General features: G+C 67.1%; 23 protein-coding genes. 9 read left to right on the plus strand and 14 right to left on the minus strand.

Annotation, left to right across the window (positions count from 1 at the left end; all coding sequences use genetic code 11):
* Nucleotides 1-172: 172 nt before the first annotated feature.
* Nucleotides 173-370 (plus strand): hypothetical protein, encoded by a 198-nt coding sequence (locus AKJ09_RS12805; protein ID WP_146647477.1) that lies wholly within the window; start codon nt 173-175, stop codon nt 368-370.
* A 13-nt stretch (nt 371-383) separates the two neighbouring features.
* On the opposite strand, the gene AKJ09_RS12810 is transcribed toward AKJ09_RS12805, so the two are convergent.
* From AKJ09_RS12810 to AKJ09_RS12830, 5 genes are all read right to left on the minus strand, one after another.
* Nucleotides 384-1,346, minus strand: coding sequence for a formylglycine-generating enzyme family protein (locus AKJ09_RS12810; RefSeq protein ID WP_146647478.1), 963 nt, complete (start codon nt 1,344-1,346; stop codon nt 384-386).
* A 194-nt stretch (nt 1,347-1,540) separates the two neighbouring features.
* Entirely contained in the window at nt 1,541-2,329 is a 789-nt protein-coding gene (locus tag AKJ09_RS12815) for an ABC transporter permease (protein ID WP_146647479.1), read from the minus strand.
* Nucleotides 2,326-2,979 carry an ABC transporter ATP-binding protein gene (locus AKJ09_RS12820; RefSeq protein WP_169927493.1) on the minus strand — a complete coding sequence of 218 codons (654 nt, stop codon included), beginning with the start codon at nt 2,977-2,979 and terminating at the stop codon, nt 2,326-2,328. Before AKJ09_RS12820 ends, AKJ09_RS12815 begins: the two co-directional genes overlap by 4 nt.
* A gap of 45 nt (nt 2,980-3,024) precedes the next feature.
* The gene (locus tag AKJ09_RS12825) at nt 3,025-3,501 is read right to left on the minus strand and encodes a hypothetical protein (protein ID WP_205633695.1); all 477 of its coding nucleotides are present in this window, start codon (nt 3,499-3,501) and stop codon (nt 3,025-3,027) included.
* Between the two features lie 133 nt (nt 3,502-3,634).
* The gene (locus AKJ09_RS12830) at nt 3,635-4,255 is read right to left on the minus strand and encodes a hypothetical protein (RefSeq protein ID WP_146647482.1); all 621 of its coding nucleotides are present in this window, start codon (nt 4,253-4,255) and stop codon (nt 3,635-3,637) included.
* A gap of 77 nt (nt 4,256-4,332) precedes the next feature.
* Here AKJ09_RS12830 and egtB point away from each other — a divergent pair, with 77 nt between their 5' ends.
* From egtB to gluQRS, 3 genes are read left to right on the plus strand one after another with little or no spacing between them, the layout of a single operon-like run.
* Nucleotides 4,333-5,640: an ergothioneine biosynthesis protein EgtB gene (gene egtB, locus AKJ09_RS12835; protein ID WP_146647483.1), complete on the plus strand. Its 1,308-nt coding sequence runs from the start codon at nt 4,333-4,335 to the stop codon at nt 5,638-5,640.
* 26 nt (nt 5,641-5,666) lie between these two features.
* On the plus strand, nt 5,667-6,734 hold the full coding sequence (egtD, locus tag AKJ09_RS12840; RefSeq protein ID WP_169927494.1) for an L-histidine N(alpha)-methyltransferase: 1,068 nt from the start codon (nt 5,667-5,669) through the stop codon (nt 6,732-6,734).
* 9 nt (nt 6,735-6,743) lie between these two features.
* Nucleotides 6,744-7,706 carry a tRNA glutamyl-Q(34) synthetase GluQRS gene (gene gluQRS, locus AKJ09_RS12845; protein ID WP_146647485.1) on the plus strand — a complete coding sequence of 321 codons (963 nt, stop codon included), beginning with the start codon at nt 6,744-6,746 and terminating at the stop codon, nt 7,704-7,706.
* A 4-nt stretch (nt 7,707-7,710) separates the two neighbouring features.
* Here the strand turns inward: gluQRS and AKJ09_RS12850 are convergent, their stop codons facing one another.
* From AKJ09_RS12850 to AKJ09_RS52930, 6 genes are all read right to left on the minus strand, one after another.
* Complete coding sequence (locus AKJ09_RS12850) at nt 7,711-8,922, minus strand: serine/threonine-protein kinase (RefSeq protein WP_146647486.1); 1,212 nt, start codon at nt 8,920-8,922, stop codon at nt 7,711-7,713.
* Nucleotides 8,912-9,829 (minus strand): LysM peptidoglycan-binding domain-containing protein, encoded by a 918-nt coding sequence (locus AKJ09_RS12855; protein ID WP_146647487.1) that lies wholly within the window; start codon nt 9,827-9,829, stop codon nt 8,912-8,914. The genes AKJ09_RS12850 and AKJ09_RS12855 overlap by 11 nt, the downstream gene beginning before the upstream one ends.
* Complete coding sequence (locus AKJ09_RS12860) at nt 9,826-11,322, minus strand: serine/threonine-protein kinase (protein WP_146647488.1); 1,497 nt, start codon at nt 11,320-11,322, stop codon at nt 9,826-9,828. The genes AKJ09_RS12855 and AKJ09_RS12860 overlap by 4 nt, the downstream gene beginning before the upstream one ends.
* A 16-nt stretch (nt 11,323-11,338) precedes the next feature.
* Nucleotides 11,339-12,913, minus strand: coding sequence for a 2,3-bisphosphoglycerate-independent phosphoglycerate mutase (gene gpmI / locus AKJ09_RS12865; protein WP_146647489.1), 1,575 nt, complete (start codon nt 12,911-12,913; stop codon nt 11,339-11,341).
* Between the two features lie 88 nt (nt 12,914-13,001).
* Nucleotides 13,002-13,406 (minus strand): cytochrome c, encoded by a 405-nt coding sequence (locus tag AKJ09_RS12870; protein WP_146647490.1) that lies wholly within the window; start codon nt 13,404-13,406, stop codon nt 13,002-13,004.
* Between the two features lie 54 nt (nt 13,407-13,460).
* Nucleotides 13,461-13,598 (minus strand): hypothetical protein, encoded by a 138-nt coding sequence (locus AKJ09_RS52930; RefSeq protein WP_169927495.1) that lies wholly within the window; start codon nt 13,596-13,598, stop codon nt 13,461-13,463.
* A gap of 296 nt (nt 13,599-13,894) precedes the next feature.
* Between AKJ09_RS52930 and AKJ09_RS12875 the strand changes: the two genes are divergently transcribed.
* Nucleotides 13,895-14,362: a hypothetical protein gene (locus AKJ09_RS12875; RefSeq protein ID WP_146647491.1), complete on the plus strand. Its 468-nt coding sequence runs from the start codon at nt 13,895-13,897 to the stop codon at nt 14,360-14,362.
* Between the two features lie 89 nt (nt 14,363-14,451).
* Here AKJ09_RS12875 and AKJ09_RS12880 read toward each other — a convergent pair whose 3' ends face one another.
* The 3 genes from AKJ09_RS12880 to AKJ09_RS52935 form a co-directional block, all read right to left on the minus strand.
* Entirely contained in the window at nt 14,452-15,564 is a 1,113-nt protein-coding gene (locus AKJ09_RS12880; protein ID WP_169927496.1) for a branched-chain amino acid aminotransferase, read from the minus strand.
* Nucleotides 15,565-15,841: 277 nt separating this feature from the next.
* Nucleotides 15,842-17,425: a methyl-accepting chemotaxis protein gene (locus tag AKJ09_RS12885; RefSeq protein WP_146647493.1), complete on the minus strand. Its 1,584-nt coding sequence runs from the start codon at nt 17,423-17,425 to the stop codon at nt 15,842-15,844.
* Between the two features lie 68 nt (nt 17,426-17,493).
* The gene (locus tag AKJ09_RS52935) at nt 17,494-18,384 is read right to left on the minus strand and encodes a DNA-methyltransferase (RefSeq protein ID WP_169927497.1); all 891 of its coding nucleotides are present in this window, start codon (nt 18,382-18,384) and stop codon (nt 17,494-17,496) included.
* 237 nt (nt 18,385-18,621) lie between these two features.
* On the opposite strand from AKJ09_RS52935, the gene AKJ09_RS52940 reads away from it, so the two are divergent.
* The 4 genes from AKJ09_RS52940 (at nt 18,622) to AKJ09_RS12905 (ending at nt 23,132) form a co-directional block, all read left to right on the plus strand.
* On the plus strand, nt 18,622-19,116 hold the full coding sequence (locus tag AKJ09_RS52940; RefSeq protein WP_169927498.1) for a hypothetical protein: 495 nt from the start codon (nt 18,622-18,624) through the stop codon (nt 19,114-19,116).
* 58 nt (nt 19,117-19,174) lie between these two features.
* Nucleotides 19,175-20,371 (plus strand): hypothetical protein, encoded by a 1,197-nt coding sequence (locus AKJ09_RS12895; protein WP_146647495.1) that lies wholly within the window; start codon nt 19,175-19,177, stop codon nt 20,369-20,371.
* Nucleotides 20,372-20,606: 235 nt separating this feature from the next.
* A complete protein-coding gene (trxA, locus tag AKJ09_RS12900) occupies nt 20,607-20,930 on the plus strand; it encodes a thioredoxin (RefSeq protein ID WP_146647496.1) in 324 nt (107 codons plus the stop codon).
* A 162-nt stretch (nt 20,931-21,092) separates the two neighbouring features.
* A complete protein-coding gene (locus AKJ09_RS12905) occupies nt 21,093-23,132 on the plus strand; it encodes a serine/threonine protein kinase (RefSeq protein WP_146647497.1) in 2,040 nt (679 codons plus the stop codon).
* Nucleotides 23,133-23,282 lie beyond the last annotated feature (150 nt).

Below are 23,282 nucleotides of genomic sequence, written 5' to 3' on the forward strand. Positions count from 1 at the left end.
ACAGCGAGCTCCTCAGGACAACTCCCTCGTTTAGGGGACGCCGCACGGCGACGACGACTTCTCGGTCGCGACGCGCGCCGAGGCTTCTACGACCGCTCGTCGCCGTTGCGGAGGCGCGCGTCGTCCGTGAAGACAAGCTTGCGCGCGAACGCCGTCGCGCACAGACCCGACCATGGCCGTCGGCGGGATCTCGAGCGGCGACCAGGTCAACACGCTGGTCCTCTCGGGCCGCGCCGATCTCTGCGCCATCGCTCGCCCGCACCTCGCGAACCCGCACTTCACGATGAACGCCGCCATCGACCAGGGCTATCGCGGCCTCGGCTGGCCCTCGCAGTACGGCATCGTGAAGCCGCTCCCCCCGCGCCCCTGACCAGCCCGCGCCTCTACTCGAGCGCGTCGCGACAGCAGCGGAAGCCGAGGCTCGGATCCCCGAAATAACGCGCCGGATGCCCGACGTCCCTGGCAGAGCAGCGGAGATGCGCTTCGTCCTGCAGAACCGACGGATCGACGGACGGATCCGACTCTTGCCACATGCCACCGACCAAGTTGCACGGCGAGTCCGGCGCGTCGGAGTCACAGCGGTCGATCCATTCGGCGACGTTGCCGCTCATGTCGAAGAGCCCGTCGACGCCCCCCACGCACTTCGGAAACGACGCGACGGGTTGGGCACCGGCATCGGTGCTGTCGTTGCAATTGCCCGCGACGTAGTTCGCACCATAGGCGTACGTCCGCAGACCGCGATCGCTACACGCGGACGTCCACTCCCATTCGGGATCCAGCACGCCGCGGGCTGAGCCGCCGCCAATCTTTCCGCAGAGTCGTTTGCCAGCCCAAGCGCAGAAGGCCTGAGCATCGCACCAGTCGACGCACGCGACGGGATGGTTCGGCCGGTGCTCGGGGTCGAAGCACGTCGGCGGCGGAACGAACGAATCGTTCCACGCGCACTCCGGCGTAGAGAAGTCCGCAGGCGTCGCCACGTCGACGAACGCGAGGTACTGCCCCTGCGTGACCTCGGTGGAGTCGATGCAGTACGGCTTTCGTTCCGCCGTCAGCACTCGCACCATCGCAGGCCCGCCGCCCGGACACGGGCCCGCGTTCGAATCTGCGTTCGACGCGGCGTCGGTCGGGGACGCGTCGTTGCCCGCTTCGCCTCGTCCATCCGGGAGCTCGGAGACGTTCGCATCCGCGCTGTCGGGCGCCGTCGCAAACCCGTTCGTGTCGACCAGAATGGAGCAGCCGACAATCCCGCACGCCACGCCCGCTGCGAAGGCCAGCGAGCTTGCGCCCCCTCGCGCAGTGTAGATGAAGCGAAATACGCGAGCTCCGAACGGCGAGCGATTCGACACGACGAACTCGAGCGTAACTCAGCATCCGTCCCGCTTGCACTGCCGTGGTCGATTCGCCCCCGAACTCGACGTTGACAGGTCGTCGCTCGATGCGGGCGCTCCTGTCGCCCGATGCAGCGGACGCCTAACGAACGGAAGGATTGTTTCCGCGAGCCGAGAAACGGTCCGATCACGGCTCGGTTCGTGGAGGACGGCTAAGCTCCGTTGCGGAGGCGGCCGTCGTCCGTGAAGACCAGCTTGCGCGCGAACGCTGTGGCGCACAGGCCCGACATCGCGGCGACGGCCACCAGCTGGTACATGATCACCACTTGATAGCGGACGGCCTGCTCGGGGGCCGTCCCGCTCACGATCTGGCCGGTCATCATGCCGGGGAGCGCGACGAGGCCCACCGTCACCAGGCCGTTGATCGTCGGGATCAGCGCGGCGCGCAAAGCTGCTTTCACATACGGAGCGAAGGCCTGCTTCGGCGTCGCGCCCAGCGCGAGATACTGCTCGAGCGTCGCTTCTTCCGATCGCGCAGAGGCGAACAGACGCTCGAAGACTTGCGCCACGACGTTCATCGCCGACGAGAGCATCATGCCGCCGATGGGGATGACGTAGCGCGCGTCGAACCATGGGCGCGGAGGAACGACGAACGCGAACACAGGAACGAGCGCCACGAACGCGCCGACGCCGATGGACGTGAACGCATACGGGAACAGGACGCGCGAACTCGGACCGTGGGTGATGCGACGCGTGCTCGTCCAACCCGCGACGACCCACATCACGACGACCACGAAGAAGACCGCCACCGGATGCTCGGCCGCGAAGAGGAGCTTCAGCGCATAGCCGATGGCGACGAGCTGTACCGCCGCGCGAATCGCTCCGAAGCCGAGATCCTTCTCCAGCGAGAGCTTCTCGAGACGCGAGATGCCGATCCCCAGCGCCACGAGGAGGACCGCAACGAGCATGCGCCAGAGCGGGATCTCGACGTAGCTCGTCACGCCCCCTCCGCCAGCACGCCGCTCGTCATGTGGTAGCGAGCTCCGCCGAAGCGACGTGCGTGCTCGTCGATGTGCGTGACGCAGATGGCTGCGGTGCCCGTGCGCGTCAACGACACGACGCGGTCGATGACCCGCGCCGCGGACTCGGGGTCGAGCGCCGAGGTGGACTCGTCGAGCAGGAGGACGCGCGGGTCGTTCGCGAGGGCTCGCGCGAGCCCTACCCGCAGCTTCTCGCCCCCGGAGAGCTCGGAGGCAGGGCGCCGAGCCATCTCCGCGGCCAGGCCGACGCGCTCGAGAAGCTCGGCCACTGCGCCATCGGAGAGCGAAACGCCCTGGAAACGCGGCCCCGCACGGACGTTGTCGGCCACCGTTCCCTCGAACATACGCGGCAGCTGAGGAACGTAGGCGACCCGCCGTCGATACTCGGTGACCTCCATCGCGAGCGCATCGTGCCCCTCGAAAGAGATGCGCCCTCCGTCGACGGCAATGAGCCGGGCGATGGCACGAAGGAACGTCGACTTCCCCGAGCCGGACGCCCCCTGGATGGTCGCGATGGTACCTACCTCGAGCGAGAGCGAGGCGTGGTCGACGATCGTGCGATCGCCTCGGACGACGCTGAGCTCCGCGACGACGAGACAGGATGAGGCCACGGCGCGGAGTCTACCGCGTCGCGCCCCAATGAAGTCTGAATGCAGCTACCCGCGGTACGTCAGCGGCTCCGGGGCGAGGTGGAGCCCACCGCTCGCGCCCGAGAACACCTCGGCATACCGAGCACGGCTGCGCCTGACGTCGCTCAGCAGTCCGACCAGGATCGCGAGAAGCAGAATCGCCGCGGGCAGAACCGCCACGAGTGCGCCCATCACGATGAGAACACGGTCGGATGCACTCGAACGCCACTCGAGCGCCGCGCGCACGGCCCCGAGCGGGCCAAACGCGAAAAGCGCCACGAAGGCGACGAGCGGAGCGGCACGGAGCAGGTCACAGACGACTGCGCCGGTGAGCCATCGCCGTAATAGCCGCACGTCCAGAAGCGCGAGCGGTGACGTGTCCGCACGGCGCGCGATCGCGAACACGAGCCGCGCGCATTTGGGATACGGACAGCGTGCCGATAGTACGTCGGCACTCGAACCGTTCGGGGCACACGTCGGTGTGCCGCCGGGAACGCGGCTCACCAACACTGTCTCTCCACAGCACGGACACCTCATCGGCACCTGCCCTCCCCGCCAGAACGCATTGACGAGGCTCTAGCGAACCACGTGCCTGTGAGCGCCCTGGAAGCTCGAGCAAGCGTCTCCGATCAATCCATTACTTGGGCCGCGTGCGATCGTAGTCGTCGGCCGCAGATGTCACGACCGCCAGGTCGCGCGTGGCTTTCTCGCTCTCCGCCATGAGCTCGGCGGTGAACGTCGTCAGACCCCAGATGCCGTTGTCTCGACGGCGAAACGGATAGCGCGTGCCTTGGGCGGTCACGACGCTCGCGCGGTCGCCCTCGACCTCGACCTTCACGACGCCCGAGAGATCTTTGCGGAGGCGCTTCGCCCAACCACGCTGGTTGTAGAGAACGGCGAACACGTCGCTGCCGTCGGGAGCGTCGGCGAACGCCTTGTACTGTTCGAGCATCTCGGAACGGCGCGGCTCGGGATAGCTCGCGCGTATGCGAGCGCTCGCCTTGGCACGTGCATCGCCGATCGAGAAGCACGCCCACTGCGCCTCGGTCTCGAGGTACGCGAAGAAGCCCTTCGGATCACCCGCGGCCACGCTCTTGGCGATGCGCGCGTACGCGCCGTCGGGGGTCTTGTCCGACGGAAACGGTTTGCGCAGGAGCGCGAAGAGCCCGAACGGCACGAGGATGATCACCGCGATGATCGCGACGAGCTTTCGTCGCTGCGAACGCGATCCGAGCGATTTGGGCGACACCGATGCCATGGGGCGAGGGAGACAATACAGGACCGTGCGGCATTTTGAGGCTTGTCGGAGGGTCCATAGACGCCTAAATCGCAAAGATGAGTGGCGACCGGACGCTGGTGTCTCGCGTTCTCGATACGCGTCGCAAAACGAGCCGCCTCAGTGAGCCGCTCTCGGCCGAGGACCTCGTCGTTCAGTCGATGCCGGACGCGAGCCCCACGAAGTGGCACCTCGCGCACACGACCTGGTTCTTCGAGCGCTTCGTTCTGAAGCCGCTCGGCATTGCGCCGGTCGATGCCTCGTACGACTACCTCTTCAATTCGTACTACGAGGCCGTCGGCAAGCGTCATCCGCGCAACAAGCGCGGGCTGCTGACGCGCCCGCCGCTCGAGGAGGTCCTCGCCTACCGCACCGCGGTCGACGCGCGCATCGCCGATCTCGAAGGCTCATCGCGCCTCGCAGAGGTGGCCTTTGCCTTGGAGCTCGGCAAACACCACGAAGAGCAGCACCAGGAACTCATCCTCACGGACATCAAGCACCTCCTCGGGTGCAATCCGTTGCTTCCGGCCTATCGACCCGGCCGCCCTGCGGACCACGCATCCCATGCCTCACCGCCCACGGCCGCGCTGGGCTGGCGTTCATTCGGTGAGGGCGTCGCCGCGATCGGAGCCAGAGGCGAGGGCTTTGCCTTCGACAACGAGAGGCCGCGCCACAAGGTGTACCTTGCACCCTTCTCGATGGCCACGCGCCTCGTGACCTGCGGCGAGTACCTCGCGTTCATGGCCGATCGCGGTTACGAGCGCCCGGAGCTTTGGCTCTCGGAAGGTTGGGCGTGGGTGCAGGCCACCGGCAAGGGCGCGCCTCTCTACTGGGAGATGGAAAACGCGAAGGCACCGCGCATCTTCACGCTCCATGGCGAGCAGGCCCTCGTCCCAAGTGAGCCAATCTGTCACGTGACTTATTTCGAAGCCGACGCGTATGCTCGGTGGGCCGGTGCTCGCTTGCCCACCGAAGCCGAGTGGGAGGTGGCGGCGGAGCAGTCGCTCGAAGCTCGATACGGTCCCCCGGAACGCCGTCCCATGGCGATCAAAGAAGGAAACTTCGTCGAAGACGGCCGTCTTCATCCAGCGCCCGCGTCAACTTCGTCCAAGACGAGCGGGGAGCTGATGCAGATGCTCGGCGACGTGTGGGAATGGACCTCGAGCGCTTACTTGCCCTACCCCGGGTTCGCACCACTCGCTGGCGCGTTCGGTGAATACAACGGCAAGTTCATGATCAATCAGATGGTGCTGCGTGGAGGTTCGTGCGCAACGCCGCGCGATCACGTGCGCACGACGTACCGCAACTTCTTCCCGACGAACGCCGAGTGGCAGTTCTCGGGGATTCGCCTCGCGAGGGACGAATGACGCCGGACGGAGGACAAGGAGAGCACATGACCTCGCAAGAAGCCTTCGAGTCTCGCGGCCCCTCCTCCGCCGGCTCGGCCCGCCAGCGGTTCCTCGTCGACGTGATCGAAGGACTCGGCGCGCCGCGAAAGACGCTCTCGCCGAAGTGGTTCTACGATCGCGCTGGCTCGCTGCTCTTCGATGCGATCTGCGAGCTGCCCGAGTACTACGTCACGCGTACCGAGCTCGGCATCGTGAAGTCGCATGCGCGCGAGATCGTCGCTCACTGGGGCGACCGCGTGCGGCTCGTCGAGCCGGGCGCCGGCAGCAGCACGAAGACCACGTTGCTCCTCGAGGAGCTCGGCCCCACGCGCTGCTCGGCCTACGTTCCGGTCGACATTGCCCGCGAACATCTCGCCGCTACCGCCGCGCGCCTGCGCACCGAGATCGAGTGGCTGCGCGTGCTCTCCGCCGCAGCGGACTTCACCGTCGAGCTCCCGCTCCCTCCGAACGACGACAACGCGCGCACGGTCGTCTATTTCCCCGGCTCGACCATCGGCAATTTCGAGCCGCACGACGCCGAACGCCTCCTCGCGCGCTTCGGTCGCGCGGCCGGCAAGAACGGCCTCGTGGTACTCGGCGTCGACCTCAAGAAGGATCCGGCGATCCTCCACGCGGCCTACAACGACGCGCAAGGCGTCACCGGGCAGTTCAACAAGAACGTCCTCGCGCGCATGAACCGCGAGCTCGACGCGAACATCGACCTCGGTTCGTTCGCGCACTACGCCTTCTACGAACCCACGCATGGGCGCATCGAGATGCACCTCGTCAGCCGCAAGCGGCAGATGATCACCATCGCCGGTCGCCGGTTCCATTTCCGCGAGGGCGAGTCGATCCGCACGGAGTACTCGTACAAGTACGATCTCCCTCGATCGAACACGTCGCGCGCTCGGCTGGCCTTTCGCTGGTCGACGCCTGGCTCGACGACGACAAGCACTTCGCGGTCCTCGAGCTTCGCCTGCACTGAACTCCCACGTCTCCGACGGCCGCTCGCGCTCTCGAAAAGCGTCGCGTACGGAAAGAGGCGGTTTTCTTCGATGCACCGCACCGAGTAGCCTCTCGGTGTGCACTCGGGTAGCCGCCCTCTCCGTACGCGATTCGCCCCGTCACCGACGGGCGATCTGCACCTCGGCAGCGCCTGGACGGCCCTCGCCTCGTGGGCACTCGCCCGAGCGTCCGGCGGCATCACGATCCTGCGGGTCGAAGACGTCGATACACCACGCGTCGTCCCCGGCTCGGCGGCGCGCATCGCGACGGATCTCGCCTGGCTCGGGCTCGAATGGGACGAGGGGCCCGACGAGGGCGGGACGCATGCACCATACATCCAATCGGCACGCAGTGAGATCTACGACGATGCGCTTCGGAAGCTCGAGGCTGCAGGGCTGACCTACCTCTGCGACTGCTCGCGCGCGGAAATCGCACGCGTGGCGAGCGCTCCGCACGCAGGCGAAGAGATGGTCTACCCGGGAACATGCCGCCATTCTCCTCCCGACCGCGAGCTCAAGCGAGCGCCGGCGATTCGCCTTCGCGTACCGGACCACACGCGCATCTCCTTCGTCGACCGCCTTCGCGGGCCAAATGAACAGCACGTCGACGTGAGCGTGGGAGACTTCGTGCTTCGTCGAGGCGACGGCGTCTACGCCTACCAGCTCGTCGTGGCGGTCGACGACGCGCTGATGAACGTGAGCGACGTCGTCCGCGGTGTCGACTTGCTGGGCTCGACCGCTCGTCAGATCTTGCTGATGCGGATGCTGGGCTTCGGCGACCGCGTGCCCTCGTATACCCACGTGCCGCTCGTCGTGGCCCCAGGCGGCGAGCGCCTCGCCAAGCGTACGCAGGGGGCAACGGTTCGCGAGTTACGCGAGCGCGGCGTGCAGGCGGAAGAGGTCGTCGGTCACCTCGCTCACGGCCTCGGACTCGTGAAGGGCCGCGCGCGGGACATGACGGCAAGCGACGTTGCCAAGGCGCTGGTACCACCCGAGGAGTGGCGCAAGGACGCCTGGCCCATTCCTGCGCACTGGCAGTGAACGGTCAGCGCAGCGCGAGGTAGATGCCGAGCGCGATGCTGGCCAGCGCGGCGAGTACCCAGAGCGCCACCCACGTGCGAGTGATACGCTCCTCCGCGGGGACCGTCTTGGCGAACGCTTGCGTGTTCGTCACCGGCCGTGACGACGGAGTGGACCGCCGCCGCGACGATGGGCCCGACCGAGACGAAGGCGGCCGCGACGACGGAGGGACCTTCACCGAAGGCATCGTGGCGGCAAAGGCATCGGTGCCCGAAGGCTTGGTAACGAAGGCTTCGGGGCCGAGCGCGTCGACCTCGTCGGGCGTGGTGCGCGCGTGCATCAACGCGGCGGCGAGTGCCGAGACGGACGGATAGCGCCGATCGCGGTCCCGCTCGAGCGCGTACATGACGACCGACTCGAGCGCCTTGCTCACGCGTCCTTCGGGCGCCCGCTTGCTCGGGGGCTCGAGGTCGCTCGTGAGATGGGCGGTGAGCACATTGAGCGGCGTCGGCCCGGTAAAAGGTGGCTCGCCAGTGAGCATCTCGTAGAGGATGACGCCCGCGGCGTAGACGTCGCACCGCGCATCGAGCTCCTCGCCACGCGCCTGCTCGGGCGACATGTACTCGGGCGTGCCGAACAGCATGTTGTGCACGGTGAGGTTCGTGGTGCCCGTGCCCGCGCCGGTGACGATCTTGGCCATGCCGAAGTCGACGACGACGACCTTGCCGTCGGGCTGAACGACGACGTTCGCCGGTTTGAGATCGCGATGCACCACGCCTTGTGCATGGGCGGAGCGCAGCGCCGCGCAGATCTCGAGCATGATGTCGATGATACGCGGGACGTCGAGCGGGCCCTCCGCGCGGAGCACCTGCTCCAGCGAACGGCCTTCGAGCTTGGGCAGCGCGAGGTAGAGGAGCGTGCGCCCGTGCTCGCCCGGCACCTCGCCGAAGTCGAGAATCGGACAGATGTGCGGCCCTTCGAGGCGGCGGAGAATCACCGCTTCGCGCCGGAAGCGTCCGCGGATCTGATCGTCGCCCGCGAGACGCGAGTGCATGACCTTCACGGCGACGGGAAGGCCGTCTTCCAAACGTACGGCGTCGTAGACGATGCCCGTCCCGCCTTCGCCGAGCACACCGCGAACCTCGTATTGGCCGGCGATGACCGCCGAGGCAGCCAGCGCCGGCATGCTCGCCATGCGCGGTCGAATCGCCTCGGCGCCGTCGCCGTCAGTGGGCACCGCACACCGCCCTGATCTTCGGAGACGTGGTGCGCGGGTCGAGGCGCGGGTCGGTGACGTTGGCCTTCCAGGCGTCGCACGCCCCCGCGGCGAGGCCCGTGGCTTCGAGCGCCACGTAAACCTCGACGAGCGCACGATGGATGGTTGCGAGCTGCGGCTTCGTGAGATCCCCCGAGCCGAGGAGGCGGTTGCCCTTCGCGACGGCGTCGATGTAACGCCCCGCGCGAACGTCGGCAAGGAGCGGAGGCAGGTCGGCCTCGGCCTTGCGCTGCGCTTCGTACGACTGGCCCCCGCTCTCCGTGAGCGTTCGAACCGCGGCGGCGCGCGCCTCGCTCTTGCCCTCGGCGGTGAGACTCAGATCGAGAAGCGGCACGAGCACGATGTCGCCTCGCAAGAGCTTCTGGTCGCCCTTGCGATTGTTGTACGCGTCGAGCTCCCACGACCGATTGATGTCGCCGAAATGGCGTTGGGAGAGCTGCGGCATCGTCTCGCCTTCGCCGGCGATGTATCCGACCACGGCGGGGATCTCGATCTCCTGGCCGATGGCCGGAGCCACCCAAGACACCGCGCCGTTGGCGCGCGCGAGAACGTCGGCTCGGCGCGCGTCGCCGAGGTAGATGCGTGCGAGCTCGGGCCACGTCTCGCCTTCGCTCACGCGATGGTGCGAGGGCGCGGGGATCTCGAGCGGCTGCCCGGCGACGATCGCGCTGCCGCCGTGGACGTCGAGCGCATTCGCGGAGGCGATGGCCGTTTCGAAACGCGGCGTGCCGTAGACCCTGATCGCGATCTGCGCGAGCGTTTCGCGTGGCGTGACGATGTGCGTGAACGCCGAGGCGTCGGACGCGGTGACGACCGAGAGGCCGACGGCCAGACCGAAACCGCCGAGCAAGAGTGCTTTTTGCTTCATCGCGCGTCCCGTCCTGCGTCTCGCCCTTGGAGCATAGCCGGATTGGGCGGCGCACCCGCATCCTCGGTGCCAGCGAACATCGTGACGTCGAGCATCACGGTTTCTCCAGCGACGATGTCGACTTCGCGGTCGACGTTCGACGTGTCCGGGTGCGTGAGGGTGACGAAATGCCGACCCGCAGTGAGGGGAATCGCGCGGGCAAAGGGGGTGGTCTCGACCTCACGCCCATCGACCTTCACGTGGGCCCACGGCGTGGCCACCACGCGCAGGCCGCCCATCTTGGCATCTTCGACGGGCGTGGCGGCAGCACGGAGGTTGTCGCTCCTGCTGGCAGCCGAACCTTCGACGGCGAAGGCGCCCACGGCAAAGACCACCAAGAGGCCGGCATAGCCGAGCAGGGCCTTGGGCGCGCTGATCCCACTGCCGGGAGAGATGAGACTGCCATAGGCGCCCTTCGGCGTCCGCTGCCCCTTGATGAACGACGCTTCGATCAGCGCCGACCGCACGAGCGTGGCCGGATCTTCGCGCGTCATCGATCGAAGCACGGATTGCAGGCGCTCGAGCACCGCGCCGGCGTTCGGATAGCGATCGTCGGGCGCCTTCTCCAGCATGCGCATGACGATGCGCTCGACCGAACGAGGCACGTTCGGAGCGCGTTCGCGAAGCGGTGCCGGAACATCGCGTCGAATGCGCTGCGCCGCGCCCCGGCTCGCGAGATCGCTGCCAGGCGGAGGACGCGAAGCACGCGAGAGCCCCGACGAGCCGTCGATGGCGCCTGGCGCGAGCGAGACGCGCCCACCTGCCGGAGGAGCGTCGAACGGACGGCTTCCGCTCAGCATCTCGTAGAGCACGACGCCCAGCGAGAAGAGGTCGCTCCGTCCGTCGACGAAGTCGCCGAGGATCTGCTCGGGCGACATGTACGCAGGCGTTCCGAAGGCATCCTTGAGCGGCTCGGGAGCGATGCGGCCCGACGCGGTGATGCCCTCGGTGCCGAACGTGTCGCTCAGGCTCGCCGTGCGCGCACGCTGGGCGATGCCGAAGTCGATGATCTTCACGCCGCCGGTCGTCGAGAGCAGGACGTTGCCAGGCTTGATGTCGCGATGCACGACGCCGCGCTCGTGCACGTGTTCGAGTCCGGCGCAGATCCCGCACGCAATGGCGAGCGCGGCCGGCACGGAGATCTTGCGACGCTTCGCGAGGAGCTTCTGCAGCGAAGGCCCCGCGATGTGCTCGAGGACGAGGTACGGGCGCCCCGTCGAGAGGCGCGCCACGTCCAGGAGGAGAACGACGTTCGGATGAGCGAGGTCGGCGAGGACCTTGGCTTCGCGTTCGAGCTGCTCGCCGAAGGACGACGTCGGCGCGATCTGGTTTTTCAGCGCCTTGACCGCGACGACGCGCCCGAGGGGCTCCTGGATCGCCTTGTAGACCGTGGCGATCGCGCCCGAACCAAGCACTTCCTCGATGCGATAATTGCCGAACCGAACCTCGCTCATCGAACGCTTGCCAACCTCAGTGCTGGAGGAGCGAGTACCCGGTCATGACAGCCGGGATCTCGATCTTCATGATCTCGAGCATCGTCGGGGCGACGTCACAGATGCGCCCACCCGAACGGATCTTCGCGCCCAGATCGTGATCGTTCACGTAGAGGAGCGGCACGGGGTTCAACGTGTGCGCAGTGTGCGGCTCGCCCGTCGCGGGGTCCTTCATGAGCTCGCAGTTGCCGTGGTCGGCCGTGACGAACATCGCGCCGCCCTGCTTGCGAACCGCGTCGGCGATCCGGCCCACGCCCGCATCGACGACCTCGACGGCCTCGATCGCGGCGGGGAGCACGCCCGTGTGCCCGACCATGTCGGGGTTGGCGAAGTTCACGAGCACGAAGTCGAACTTGCCGCTGTCGATGGCCTTCACGACCGCGTCGGCAACCGCGGCGGCGCTCATCTGGGGCTTGTGGTCGTACGTGGGGACGTCCTTGGGCGAAGGAATCATCTCCCGCTCTTCACCGGCGAACACCGCCTCGCGGCCGCCGTTGAAGAAGTAGGTCACGTGCGCGTACTTCTCGGTCTCTGCGCAGCGGAACTGGGTGAGGCCGGCGCGGGAGATCACCTCGGGGAAAATGTCCGGGTAGCTCTCCTTCGGGAACGCGATGGGCAGGCCGAACTTCGAGTCGTACGTGGTCATGCACGCATAGACCTCGAACGGCGCCCCGTGCTTGCGCGGGAACCCGTCGAAGTTAGCGACGGCGAGCGCGTGGGTGAGCTCGCGCGCGCGGTCGGGACGGAAGTTGAAGTGCAGGCCCGCGTCCTTGTCGGAGTCGACGCCCGCATAGCCATCGACCACGAAGGGCTCGACGAACTCGTCCGTCTTGCCTGCCGCGATGCTCGCGCGGACACCGCCAACGGCCGTGGGCTGCTTCGGCGCGCTCGCTTCGACGATGGCGCGGTAGGCCTTCTCGACGCGCTCCCAACGGTTGTCACGATCCATGGCCCAGTAGCGGCCGCTCACCGTGCCGATCGTGCCCTTGCCGCTGAGCTTTTGCTCGAGCGCCTCGAGGTAGCCGGGCGCCGTTCCGGGCTGGACGTCGCGTCCGTCGAGGAACGCATGCACCACCACCCGCACGCCGCTCGCATGTGCCGCGTCCACGAGGGCGTAGAGCTGCGTGTTCATACTGTGGACGCCGCCGTCCGACACGAGACCGAAGAGGTGGAGCCGGCCCCCCTTCTTCTTCGCCTGCTCGATGACGTTCGCGATGACCGGGTTCTTCCCGAGCTCCCCGGAGGCCACGGCGTTGTCGATGCGCATGATGTCCATCAGCGCGATGCGACCGGCCCCGAAGTTCAGGTGGCCGACCTCGCTGTTCCCCATCTGGCCCGGCGGCAGGCCCACGTCCGGTCCGCTCGTACCGATGAGCCCGTGCGGGTAGCGGGCATACAGGGCGTCGAGGTTCGGCGTCTTCGCGAGACGAACGGCGTTGTCGTCTTTCTCGGCGCGCTCACCGAGGCCGTCGAGAATCACGAGGACGACGGGACGGGGGCGCAAAGACGAGGAAGAGGAAGAGCTCTTGGAATCGTTGGTGCCGCCTGACATGGGGCGGACGATAGCGCAGCTTCCGCGCGGGCGGGGCGCTCGCGCGCTCAGGCTCGCCCGGGCGGAATTTCGCTGCGAAAGGCTGCCCTCAACGGAACTTGGAGTGGCACTCCTTGCAGGTCGTCTTCATCGCGGAGAGAGCGTCCGACGACGCCTTCGCGTCTTTGGCAGCCGCAGCCGTACCGAGCGCGACCGCCTTCTCGTGGAGCTGGTCGGCAAGCGCGTCGAAGCCGGGGCCCTTGGAGAACTCCTTGGTCTTCACGCTCGTCGCCTGGATCCGATTCGAAACGTCGGCGAAGGCGACGAAGTCCGCTTCGGTGAGGCTCGACTCGCCGATCTTCTTGAACTGCGGATCGGCGACGGTCGCCTGCACCTGCATGACCTCTTCGAGGTCCTTCAGCTTCGGCACGTCCTGCGCGGGCACGTCGCGATGAGGGACGCACGCGAACGCAGCGAGGCCAAGGAGAACGGCAAAAGCGACGCTATTTTTCATGGCGGCGGAGTCTAGCCGAACTCTGCGCTTCGCTGCCCGAAGCCACACGCCGACTTAACGTTCGAGCGGCGTGGGCCCTCCGGCGCCGAGAATCACGACGGCGACGCGCGAGCCGCCCTGCTCCTTCGCGAAGCCGACGGCCGCGCGAAGCGATACGAAAATGCCTCCTGCCCAGCCTCGGCTTTCCTCCACCTCCCACAGCCCATCGCGCTGCCGAACGAAAAACGTTACGGGCGATGGGCTGCTCGGCTTGCTGTCCGACGAAGTGGTGCTACTCGCGTGCGGTATTGGACGGATTACGGCGTGCATTCGTCTCTCCTTCAGAGAACGAACGCAGCGTAGGAACGGCCGCGTACGGAGAGCGTAAAGACGCGACCGCATCAGGCCGTTCGAAGAGTCGACCGAGCTCCAAAGAATTCACCGAATCCACGGAATCCACGGAATCTTTAGGCCGCCCAGCCCCAGGTTTGGAGGGAGAGGAACACGCCATGTCGACCTCGAAAGAACCCTGCTCCGAACGAACGACGACGCTCGTGGCCGAAGAGGCGCAGCATATGCTCGAGCTTGCCCTCGCCTACCGCATCGCGACCCATCGCGTGCAGAGCTCGGCCGACGTCGAACGCCTCACGGCCTACGAGCTGACAGCGGGTCGACTCGCAAGCTCGCTCGAAGAGGCCATCGGCAAACCGCGTTGCGCCTGTGCTCGTACCGACAAGGGCTGGCTCGAGGTCGGCGCGATCACGACCGAGCGAGGCGTCTTCGAGTTCATGCGCACGCTCGAGGCCAGGCGCAGCGAGCGCCTGGCCTGGCTGGCGAAGGTCGTCGGCTCGAGCGGCGAGCTTCATCCCCTGCTCTCGCGCGCGGCCTGCGCCAGCGAAGTTCGCCAGGCGTGGCTCACCGAGCGCGGCAAGCAGCGCCCCACGCAGCGGTCCCCGTCGCTTCCTGCCATCGCCTGACCTGTTCCTTCAGGCGAAGCGAATGACACGAAAAAGCCCGCTCGGTCGCGATGACCGAACGGGCTTTTTCTACGAGGTCGTGCTCGCCGTCAGACGCTGACGATCCAGCCGTGCGTGTCGGCGTCGCGACCGGAGTGGATGCCGTCGATCGCCTTGCGGAGGCGCGGGGCGACTTCGAAGCCCGTCGACTTGATCGAGCCGTTCTCCCAGGCAACCTCACCGATCGGCGAGATGACCGCCGCGGTGCCCGTGCCCCACATCTCGATGGCCTTGCCGGCCTTCGCCGCCTCGCCGAGCTCGGTGAGCGACACGGGGCGCTCTTCGACCGGCACACCCCACTCGCGGAGGAGCGTGAGGCACGAGTCGCGCGTGATGCCCGCGAGGATCGTTCCCTCGAGCGGCGGGGTGATGACCGTATCGCCGATGCGGACGAACACGTTCATCGTGCCGGCCTCTTCGAGGAAGTCGCGCTTGACGGCGTCGAGCCAGAGGACCTGGTCGAAGCCGCGCTCTTTCGCACGCTTGGCAGCGAGGAGGCTCGAGGCGTAGTTGCCGCCCGTCTTGACCGAGCCGACGCCACCGAGCGCCGCACGCGTGAACTCGCGCTCGGCCCAGAGCTTGAGCGAGTGCTCCTCGCCGTCCCAGTAGGAGTCGACGGGCGAGAGCAGGACGCTGAAGACGTGCTGCTGCGCCGGACGAACACCGAGGAAGCTCTCGTCGGCGTAGAGCGTGGGGCGGATGTAGAGCGCGCCGCCGCCGGTCTGCGCCGGGCACCAGTCCGCGTCGACGCGAACGAGCGCGCGAACGGCGTTGATGAACGTTTCGACCGGAACTTCCGGCATGCAGAGGCGCTTCGCGCTGACGGCGAAACGCTTGGCGTGTGCGTCGGGACGGAACAGACGAAGTTCACGGTCCGTCTTGAACGCCTTGAGGCCTTCGAAGATCGAGAGGCCGTACTGAAGAGCACCCGAGGCAATCTCCGCGCGCGTCGATCCCGTGGGAACGATGCGAGCAGGCTGCCAGCCCGTGGCGGCATCGTGCTCCGCGACGAGCACGTGATCCGTCAGGTAGCGCCCGAATCCGAGTTTGGTCCCAGTGGGACGCGGTCGCGGAGTCGTCGTGTGCGTGACCGCCACCCCAAGCACGCTCTCGCCGCCTTGCGACCGACCATCCGCAGTAAGAAGCGTGTCACCCAGGGACACGCGCGAAACCTCTGCTTTTCCAGCTCCGTGCGATAGGTCGACCATGCGCTCGGTGTAGCGTCGCGACCTCGGAGGGTCAACGTCACGTACGAGCAATCTGCTGACGCGATCGGTCAACCAGGACCATGACGCACGAGGTCACTCACGCGATGCCGAGAAAAGCGGCAAAGCGTTTCTGCTGCACCGCACAACGCGCGATGCGTTCGATCGCGCGGCACGTCGTTCGGCGAGCTCGCGCGACGCGTGACTCGTCACGGCGTGACGAGCGTCGACGGGACTAGCGGCGGCGGGGCGTCGTCACAGCATTCGCGAGTCGCGACAGCGTCGCTTCCTGCGAGCGCACCGCTTCGTCGATGCGCGAGGCCGACGAGAGAAGCTGGCGAGCGCTGTCGCCCTGCGAACGCTGCGAGAGGCTCACGTTCGAGACCATCCCCGAGATGTTCTCGATGGCGCTCGTGATCTGACGACCGCCCTTCGCCTGCTCCTGCGCGCTGCGCTCCACGTGCTGCGTGATGAGGCGCATCTTGTCGGCGCTCTTCATGATGAGCTCCGAGCCGCGCGCCTGCTGCGCGGTGGCGGCGGCGATCTGCTGGACCGTCTCGGCGATCCGCCCGATGGCATCGGTGACCTGCTTGGAGCCCTTGGCCTGCTCGACCGTGGCGCGCGCGATGGCGCGGACCATGTTGGTCGACTTCTGGCTGCTCTCGAGGATCTTCTTGAGCGCGCGCTCGGCTTCGTTCGAGACCTCGACGCCGCGATCGACGTTGTGCGCACCGCGTTCGACGGCGCTGATCGCGTTGCGGCTCTCGGCCTGGACGGTCTTGATGAGGTCGGTGATCTCGCGCGTGCTCGCGCCGGCGCGCTCGGCGAGGTCCTTGATCTCGTCGGCGACGACGGCGAAGCCCTTGCCCTGTTCGCCGGCCTGCGCGGCGATGATGGCGGCGTTGAGCGCGAGGAGGTTCGTCTGCTCGGCGACGTCGTCGATGACGTTGACGATCTGACCGATGGCGTCGATGCGCGAGCCGAGCGTACTGATCGCCGTCACGGCCTCCGACGAGCTCTCCTTGATGCGGTAGATCTCGCCGATGGTCTTGAGGATGGCTTCGGCGCCCTTCTCGGCGTCGGTGGCCACTTCTTCGGAGAGGCGCGAGGTCTCGTTCGCGTTCGACTGCACCTGGTCGATCGAGACGTCCATCTCGTTCATCGACGAGCTGGTCTCTTCGGCGGTGAGCGAGAGCGCGTCGACGTTCTTGGCGACCTCCTTGATCGAGTAGGCCATCTCCTCGATCGAGGTGACCGTCTCGCGCACGCTGTTCGCGAGCTCACCGAGGTTGTCGGCGACCTCCGAGCTCGTGGCCGTCATCTCGAGAATCGACGAGCTCGACTCTTCGGCGTTCTGGGTCAGCGTTTCGACGCTCGTGGCGAACTCGCGCATCGTGCCCGCGATGTCCTTCACGAGGCGGGACATGTCGTCGGACGCGGCGACCTGCGTGCCGAGGCCTTCCTGGAGCTTCTTCGCGAGCTGCTCGAGCTCGCCCTGCGCGTCTTCCACCGTGCGCTGACGGCGATCTTCGTCTTCGGCCATGCGACCGAGCTCGTCGAAGATACGAACCACCTCGGGCGACGCGCCGGCCGGCGGCGAGGGCCGCTCGCCGCTGCGTGCGCGACGAATCGCGTCGGAGAGCGGACCGACGTCCGCGCCGCCACCTCCCGAGCCGCCGGCGAGAAAGACAGCGCCGAGCGCTGCGACACACCCGATGGCGACGGCCAGCTGGGAGAAGTTCGCGGGGACGAAGCCGACAACGAAGACGGCGGCCACCGCGAGGAGCAGCGCAAAGACGATTTTCTGGTTCAGAATCATTGGTCGAAACCGGCGCCGCGAGGCGGACGGGAAGCGTACGCGGTGCGATCGAGGAAGGGCAAGATGCCTCAGGCGGAGCGGGCAACCTGTCGCGTTGTCCGCGCGGAGGCCGGTTCGTTGCCGAAGCGGATACCCACCTGTGCGAGTCGCTGGCTCGTTACGTCGAAAGCCACGTCACTTTCGTCGATGCCCACGAAGACACGGTCGCGCTTTGCCGCGACGGCAAGGGTCGTCCCGCTCCCCATGTAAGGATCGAGGACGACGTCCCCCGGGTCGGTCAGGGCGTCGACGAGCCGCTCGAGGAGGGCTTCGGGCTTTTGCGAGGGGTAACCGGTGCGCTCACGCGAGATGGGCGCGAGGACCCCGATTTCCCAGACGTCGCCCATCGGCACGCCCTTCGTCGGCTCGGACGTGGTTTCCGAACGCTTGCGCTTGCCGTCGGCCAGGACGACCGCGCGCTGCTTGTTCGTTCCCCAGGTTGCGACGGTCGACGGCGCGAGAGGCTCGTACGGCGTGTTGAAGCGAGGCTTCTCCTTCGGATCCTTACGGAAACGGAGGAGCACGTCGTGGACGCGCTGGAAATTGGGCGTCTTGCTCGGCCAGCGACGGTAGCGCCAGATGATCTCGCTGGCGAAGGAGTCGTCGCCGAAGATCTCGTCGCCCAGGACTTTGACGTAGTGGCTGGTTTTGGGGTCGATGTGCACGACCACCGACCCATTGGGCGCGAGCAGCTCGCGAATCAGAACGAGGCGCTGGCCCAGAGCTTCCAGGTATTCGGCGCGACCCGACCAGCGATCGTCGAACGCGACCTTGCGCGGCCGAGCCTTGAGCGGTCCCGAGCGATCCGCCGGGCGGACCTCGGAAGGAACGATGGCGTCGAACGTCCGGTTCGTCAGAAACGGCGGGTCGAGATAGGCGAGCGTCACCTTTCCGGCGAGCTCGGGCAGAAGCGAACGCATCGCCCCGCAGTTGTCACCATGAAGCAGCCTGCCGCGGCCGTCCTGGTCGAAAAGAGTCCGGATTGGATGCCGTGCATCCCCTTCGGAGCCCATGGAAAGCGCGCGTTCTTTGCCTTGCCAGGAGAGCCTGACCCCGTCCAATTTCACGATTCGGATCGTAAAAAATCGGACCGAGCGAGCGCCAGTTTTCGGCCTATCTTGACCGCGTCGCGCGGGCGAGCGAAGTCTCCGGCCATCGTGAGGACTTCGAGAAGTGTGGCGGCGGGGATCCTTCGAACGAGCCAGTTTGCGGCTGCGCTCGCTCTGCTCGCCGCAAGCGCGGGGTGCACGCGCACGCCCCCGGACGCAACGCCCGAGGGCACGGTCCGCTTGTGGATCGAGAGAATGGAGAGCGCACCGGACGATCCGCGCGCCTCGCGCGAGGCTTATCAACTGCTCGGTCCGCATGCGCGCGCGAACCTGAAGGAGCGCGCCGAACGAGCCAGCCGCGGGCAAGGTCGCCGCTACGAGCCGTACGAGATGCTGGCCGAGGGCCGCTTCGGTTTGAAATTCCGGCCCAAAGCCATGACCGCGCAGACCTCGGGCGACGAAGCGGTCGTGCTCGTTCGCGGAGAAGGCCCCGAGGAACGGGCGCAGGTGCATTGCGTCCGCGAAGGGTCGAGCTGGCATCTCGAGCCGGAGCTGCCCGACGTTGCCCCGCCCGCACGGCGTAGTGACGGCGGCGCGCCGTAGTGACGGCGGCCCCCACCGAGAGCACGATACGTTCGGTGCTCTGGGTTAGACTCGCGCCGTGAAACTCTCGCTCAACGCGCGTGCGGCCCTCGTTGGGCTCGTCGGAGCGCTCGGAGCTCTCGTTCTCTTTCGCAGCAGTCGAGGAAGTGCGCCAAGCGACCCCGACGCCGTCGTTCCGCGCGATTCGTTCCTCGTCGCGACGGTCGATCTGGCGGAGCTTCGCCGGTCGCCCGTCTACGAGACCGTCCTCGGACGCGAGGCTTCGAAGCGAGCCGGCGCGACGAGCCTTCCGACGCGCGCGCTCGGCATGGCGAACCTCGCCGAGGCGTGCGGGTTCGATCCGCTCTCGCGCGTCGACAAGCTCGCGGTTGCGGTGCCCGAAGAAGAAGGTGACCGCGGAGACTTCGGCGTGGCGGCGAAGGTCCAGGTCACCCGCGAAGAGCTCGAGAAGTGCACGAAGGCGCTCGGCAGCCAGCACGCGGGCGACAACCGGACGCACGACGTCGGGCCCTTCGCGGTGATCGAAGATCCAGGCGGCCGAAAGCTCGGATACGCCTCGAGCGGCCTCCTCGTCGTGGGCAAGGGATCGTGGTTCGACACGATGCTCGCCGTCGGAGCCCAAAAGAAGCCGAGCCTGCGTGACGCGAGCGAGCACGTCGCGCTTCGTTCGACGCTGACGGGCCGCGAAGGATGGTCGAAACCGACCGTCCTCGTGACGGCCCTTCTTCCGCGCTCCCTCCGCGATCGCCTCAAGAAGGAGATGGCTGCGGAGGAACCGTCGGGCGACGCGTCGGCCTCCATCATGGCCGGCGTCCTCGGCGTGTCGGCGGCGGGCGTCGCGATTCGCGCCGGGGCGGCGGGGGAAAATCTCGACGCTCGCTTCGAGCTCGTCTGCGACAGCGCCGAGTCCTGTACGTCCGTCCAGAAGCTGATCCAGCGCAAGCGCCTGGAGTGGTCGAAGGACATCGCTCTCCGCATGGTCGGGTTCGGCGCGCTCATCGACTCGCTCGACGTCCGCGTGGAAGGCACGGCTCTCCACGCTTCGCTCAGCACGAGCGCCAATGCACTGGCGGCGGCTATCGATCGAGCCCTGCGTTTCCGGGCGCACAAGACGGAAGAGCCCACCACTCCCCCTCCGGCTCAACCGCGAGAAGGCGCCCACGAGGGCGAGCGCATCCTTGCGCGCGATGCCGGACAAGGAGCGGGGCCAGCCCAGCAAGCTGGGCAGGCAGGGCGAGCAGGACGGGACGAGTAACCTCACCGCACCTCTGCTTTTAGGGCTCCTCCTTTTTCCGCGGGACGTCGTTCCGCGGGCAAAAGGCCGTCTGGATCCGAACGCAACCTTGTTCTAGGCTGCCGGGCTCACGAGATCGTGTGCGCAACGGCGCACCCGCGTCTGCCATCCCAGATCTTGCAGGATCGCGTGGGACTCTTGTTCCCAACCCATTCGACCCACGCATCCCATCACCGAACAAGCAGAGGAGGCCGCCATGGCCGGGAAGAACGTCATCGAGCTCACGGACGCGAACTTCGAAGCTGAGGTTCTCAAGTCTTCGGTTCCGGTCCTCGTGGACTTCACCGCGACCTGGTGCGGGCCGTGCAAGGTCCTCGCGCCCATCGTCGAAGGCCTCGCGGACGAATTCGCGGGCAAGTACAAGATCGGCAAGCTCGACATCGACGACGCGCCGGGCGTCACCCAGAAGTACGGCGTGCGCGGCGTCCCGACCGTCATGGTCTTCAAGGGCGGCGAGAAGACGGCCCAGCACGTCGGCGTGACCAACAAGGTCAAGCTGGTCGAGATGCTCGAGAGCTGACCGACTTTCGGTCACTTAGCCGGCTTTTGGGTCGGCGAGCAGGCCAACGAAAGGCATCGCGAACCATCGCGGTGCCTTTCGGCATTTTGTAATGCCTTTTGCCCGGAGGCCGTCTCCCGTATCGTTACCCCGGAACGGGTGACTTGACCCGGTCGTCCGATCATGACCCAGGCCCCCGACCCGCGCGCCGTACCGCTTCGCGATTCCCTCGCGGGACGGGTGCTGCATGGCTCGGGAAACGTCAGCTATCACCTGCGTGAGTGCATCGGTGAGGGCGGGCAGGGCTGGGTGTTCCGGGCGAACTGGGACGACCCGTCCGGCCACGTCGTGATCGTGAAGGTGCTCCGCCCCGACGTGGTGAGCACCGAGGCCCTGCGCCGCTTCCAGCGTGAAGCCGAAGTCCTGCGGATGCTCTCGACGCAGGGACGCCCGAATCCCTACATCGTCCGGTTCTACGATCACGCGGTGGCGCAGGTCCCCTCGCCCTTCAACCAGGAGACCATCGCGTTCCCCTTCACCGTGCTCGAGTACGTCGACGGAACAACGCTCGAGAAGGTGCTGCTCGATCAGAAGGGCCGAGGTCTTTCGGCAGACCGTGCGCGACGCCTCCTGAGGCAGATGTGCCAGGCGCTCGACGTGGTGCACGCGCAGAAGGTCGTGCATCGCGATCTCAAGCCTTCGAACATCCTGCTCGCCACCGAAGCAGGCACCGAGATCGCGAAGGTCACCGACTTCGGGCTCGTGAAGCTCGTCGACATGAACCTCGCGCGCACGGCCGCTCTGGCCGGCGCATCGCTGGGCTACGCGCCGCCCGAACAGTACGAGCAGGGCAACCAGCGCGTCTCGCCGCGAACGGACGTCTTCTCGCTCGCCGCGGTCACCTTCGAGATGCTGGCGGGAAAGCCGGCCTTCCCCTTCACCGAAGGCGAAAACCCGCTTCTCATCGTCACGCGCATCCTGAACGGGCCGCGCCCTTCGCTCATGAAGACGCGCGCCACGCTGGCGCCCGAAATCGAGAGCTCGACGCCCACGATCGAGGCGCTCGACCGCGAGCTCGCCAAGGCGCTCTCCGCCGATCCGAAGGCGCGCCACGAGTCCGTCATGGATTTCTGGAGCGCGATCCAGAACGCGCTCAGGGCCATCGAAGGCGACAAGTCCCACCACCACACGCCGCCGCGTCGCACGCCGCCGCTCGAAGTAACGGCCAAGATGCCGGCGAAGACGCCGAGCGATCCGCATCGCCCCGCCGCTCCGAAGTCCGGCCCCCGGCCCGACGAAGCCATCGCTTCCAATCCAGCGTCGTGGACCTGGAGCATCTTGAGCGGGCCGATCCCCGGGCAAACGATTCGCGCCGCGACCTTTTCGCCGAGCGGCGACAAAGGGATCGCCATCACCAGCGGAGGCATCCTTCGGTGGGACCACCACTCGTGGACGCCCGCTGTGATGCCCTCGGCCGTCTCGGGAAGTGCTGTACGCGGCGTGAGGTGGCTGCGCGATGCCAGCGCGCTGCTCTTCGGTGAAGGCGGCCTCGTTGCTCGCGTAACGCCAAGTGGAGCGGTCGACGTCTGGCGCGTTCCCGATCCCGAGATCACGTTCCACGGCGCCTTCGTCGACGACTCGGGCATCACCACGCTCGTGGGTGAGCGGCCGTACCGCGGCTTCGCCCAGCGCTCGGTACATGGCTCCACGGCGGGCGTGGTCACGCAGTTCTCCGGCGATCGCCTCACGGTGATGGGTGACGCGGTGAACTGTGCACGCCTGCATTCCGTCACGCGCCTGCCCGTGGGTGACTTGCTCGCATGCGGCGACTCGGGAACGCTCGTCCGCGTGGAGCTCGGCGTGGTCGAGCAAATCGGCTCGGTCTGCGACGGCCACCTTCTCTCCATCGCGCCCCTGGCGAGCGGCGGCGCGCTGACCGTCGGCGCGGGCGGGCATGCCCTTTCCATCGGCGCCAAGCTCGAAGCGAAGCTCGAACCCGTTCAGACCACGCGCGACATGCTGACCGTCGTGACCACCGATGATGGCCAGGCGTGGGCCGGCTCGATGCAAGCCCGACTACTTCGACGCGGTGCCGCTTCGACGTGGGTACGCATGAGCGGGGACATCGGCGTAACCGCCAGCATGATTGCACTTCATGCGCGCAGCACATCCGTGCGAGCCATTGGGGACGACGGAACGGTGGTCGAGGGACGCCTCGCGTAGTAGGACCTTGCGCCGGACCGCGTCATCGCGGCTCGACCGTTTCCAAGTATGTCCACCGCGCAGCAGTCGACACAAGAGTCCTCCACCCGCTCCAGTTCGCCATCCCTTCCGCCGCCTCACGCGGGAGCACGCGCGATCGGAAAGCGCCCG

Origin of the sequence: Labilithrix luteola, assembly GCF_001263205.1 — a bacterium.
Lineage (GTDB): Bacteria > Myxococcota_A > Polyangia > Polyangiales > Polyangiaceae > Labilithrix > Labilithrix luteola.

Bases quoted from the DNA above. Each gene is read 5' to 3' on its own strand.
- AKJ09_RS12905 (WP_146647497.1), top strand. From the start codon at position 21,093: ATGACCCAGGCCCCCGACCCGCGCGCCGTACCGCTTCGCGATTCCCTC.
- AKJ09_RS52935 (WP_169927497.1), bottom strand. From the start codon at position 18,384: ATGCGTTCGCTTCTGCCCGAGCTCGCCGGAAAGGTGACGCTCGCCTAT.
- egtD (WP_169927494.1), top strand. From the start codon at position 5,667: ATGACCTCGCAAGAAGCCTTCGAGTCTCGCGGCCCCTCCTCCGCCGGC.
- trxA (WP_146647496.1), top strand. From the start codon at position 20,607: ATGGCCGGGAAGAACGTCATCGAGCTCACGGACGCGAACTTCGAAGCT.
- AKJ09_RS12860 (WP_146647488.1), bottom strand. From the start codon at position 11,322: ATGAGCGAGGTTCGGTTCGGCAATTATCGCATCGAGGAAGTGCTTGGT.
- AKJ09_RS12805 (WP_146647477.1), top strand. From the start codon at position 173: ATGGCCGTCGGCGGGATCTCGAGCGGCGACCAGGTCAACACGCTGGTC.
- AKJ09_RS12830 (WP_146647482.1), bottom strand. From the start codon at position 4,255: ATGGCATCGGTGTCGCCCAAATCGCTCGGATCGCGTTCGCAGCGACGA.
- AKJ09_RS12855 (WP_146647487.1), bottom strand. From the start codon at position 9,829: ATGAAGCAAAAAGCACTCTTGCTCGGCGGTTTCGGTCTGGCCGTCGGC.
- AKJ09_RS12870 (WP_146647490.1), bottom strand. From the start codon at position 13,406: ATGAAAAATAGCGTCGCTTTTGCCGTTCTCCTTGGCCTCGCTGCGTTC.
- AKJ09_RS12875 (WP_146647491.1), top strand. From the start codon at position 13,895: ATGTCGACCTCGAAAGAACCCTGCTCCGAACGAACGACGACGCTCGTG.
- gpmI (WP_146647489.1), bottom strand. From the start codon at position 12,913: ATGTCAGGCGGCACCAACGATTCCAAGAGCTCTTCCTCTTCCTCGTCT.
- AKJ09_RS12885 (WP_146647493.1), bottom strand. From the start codon at position 17,425: ATGATTCTGAACCAGAAAATCGTCTTTGCGCTGCTCCTCGCGGTGGCC.
- egtB (WP_146647483.1), top strand. From the start codon at position 4,333: ATGAGTGGCGACCGGACGCTGGTGTCTCGCGTTCTCGATACGCGTCGC.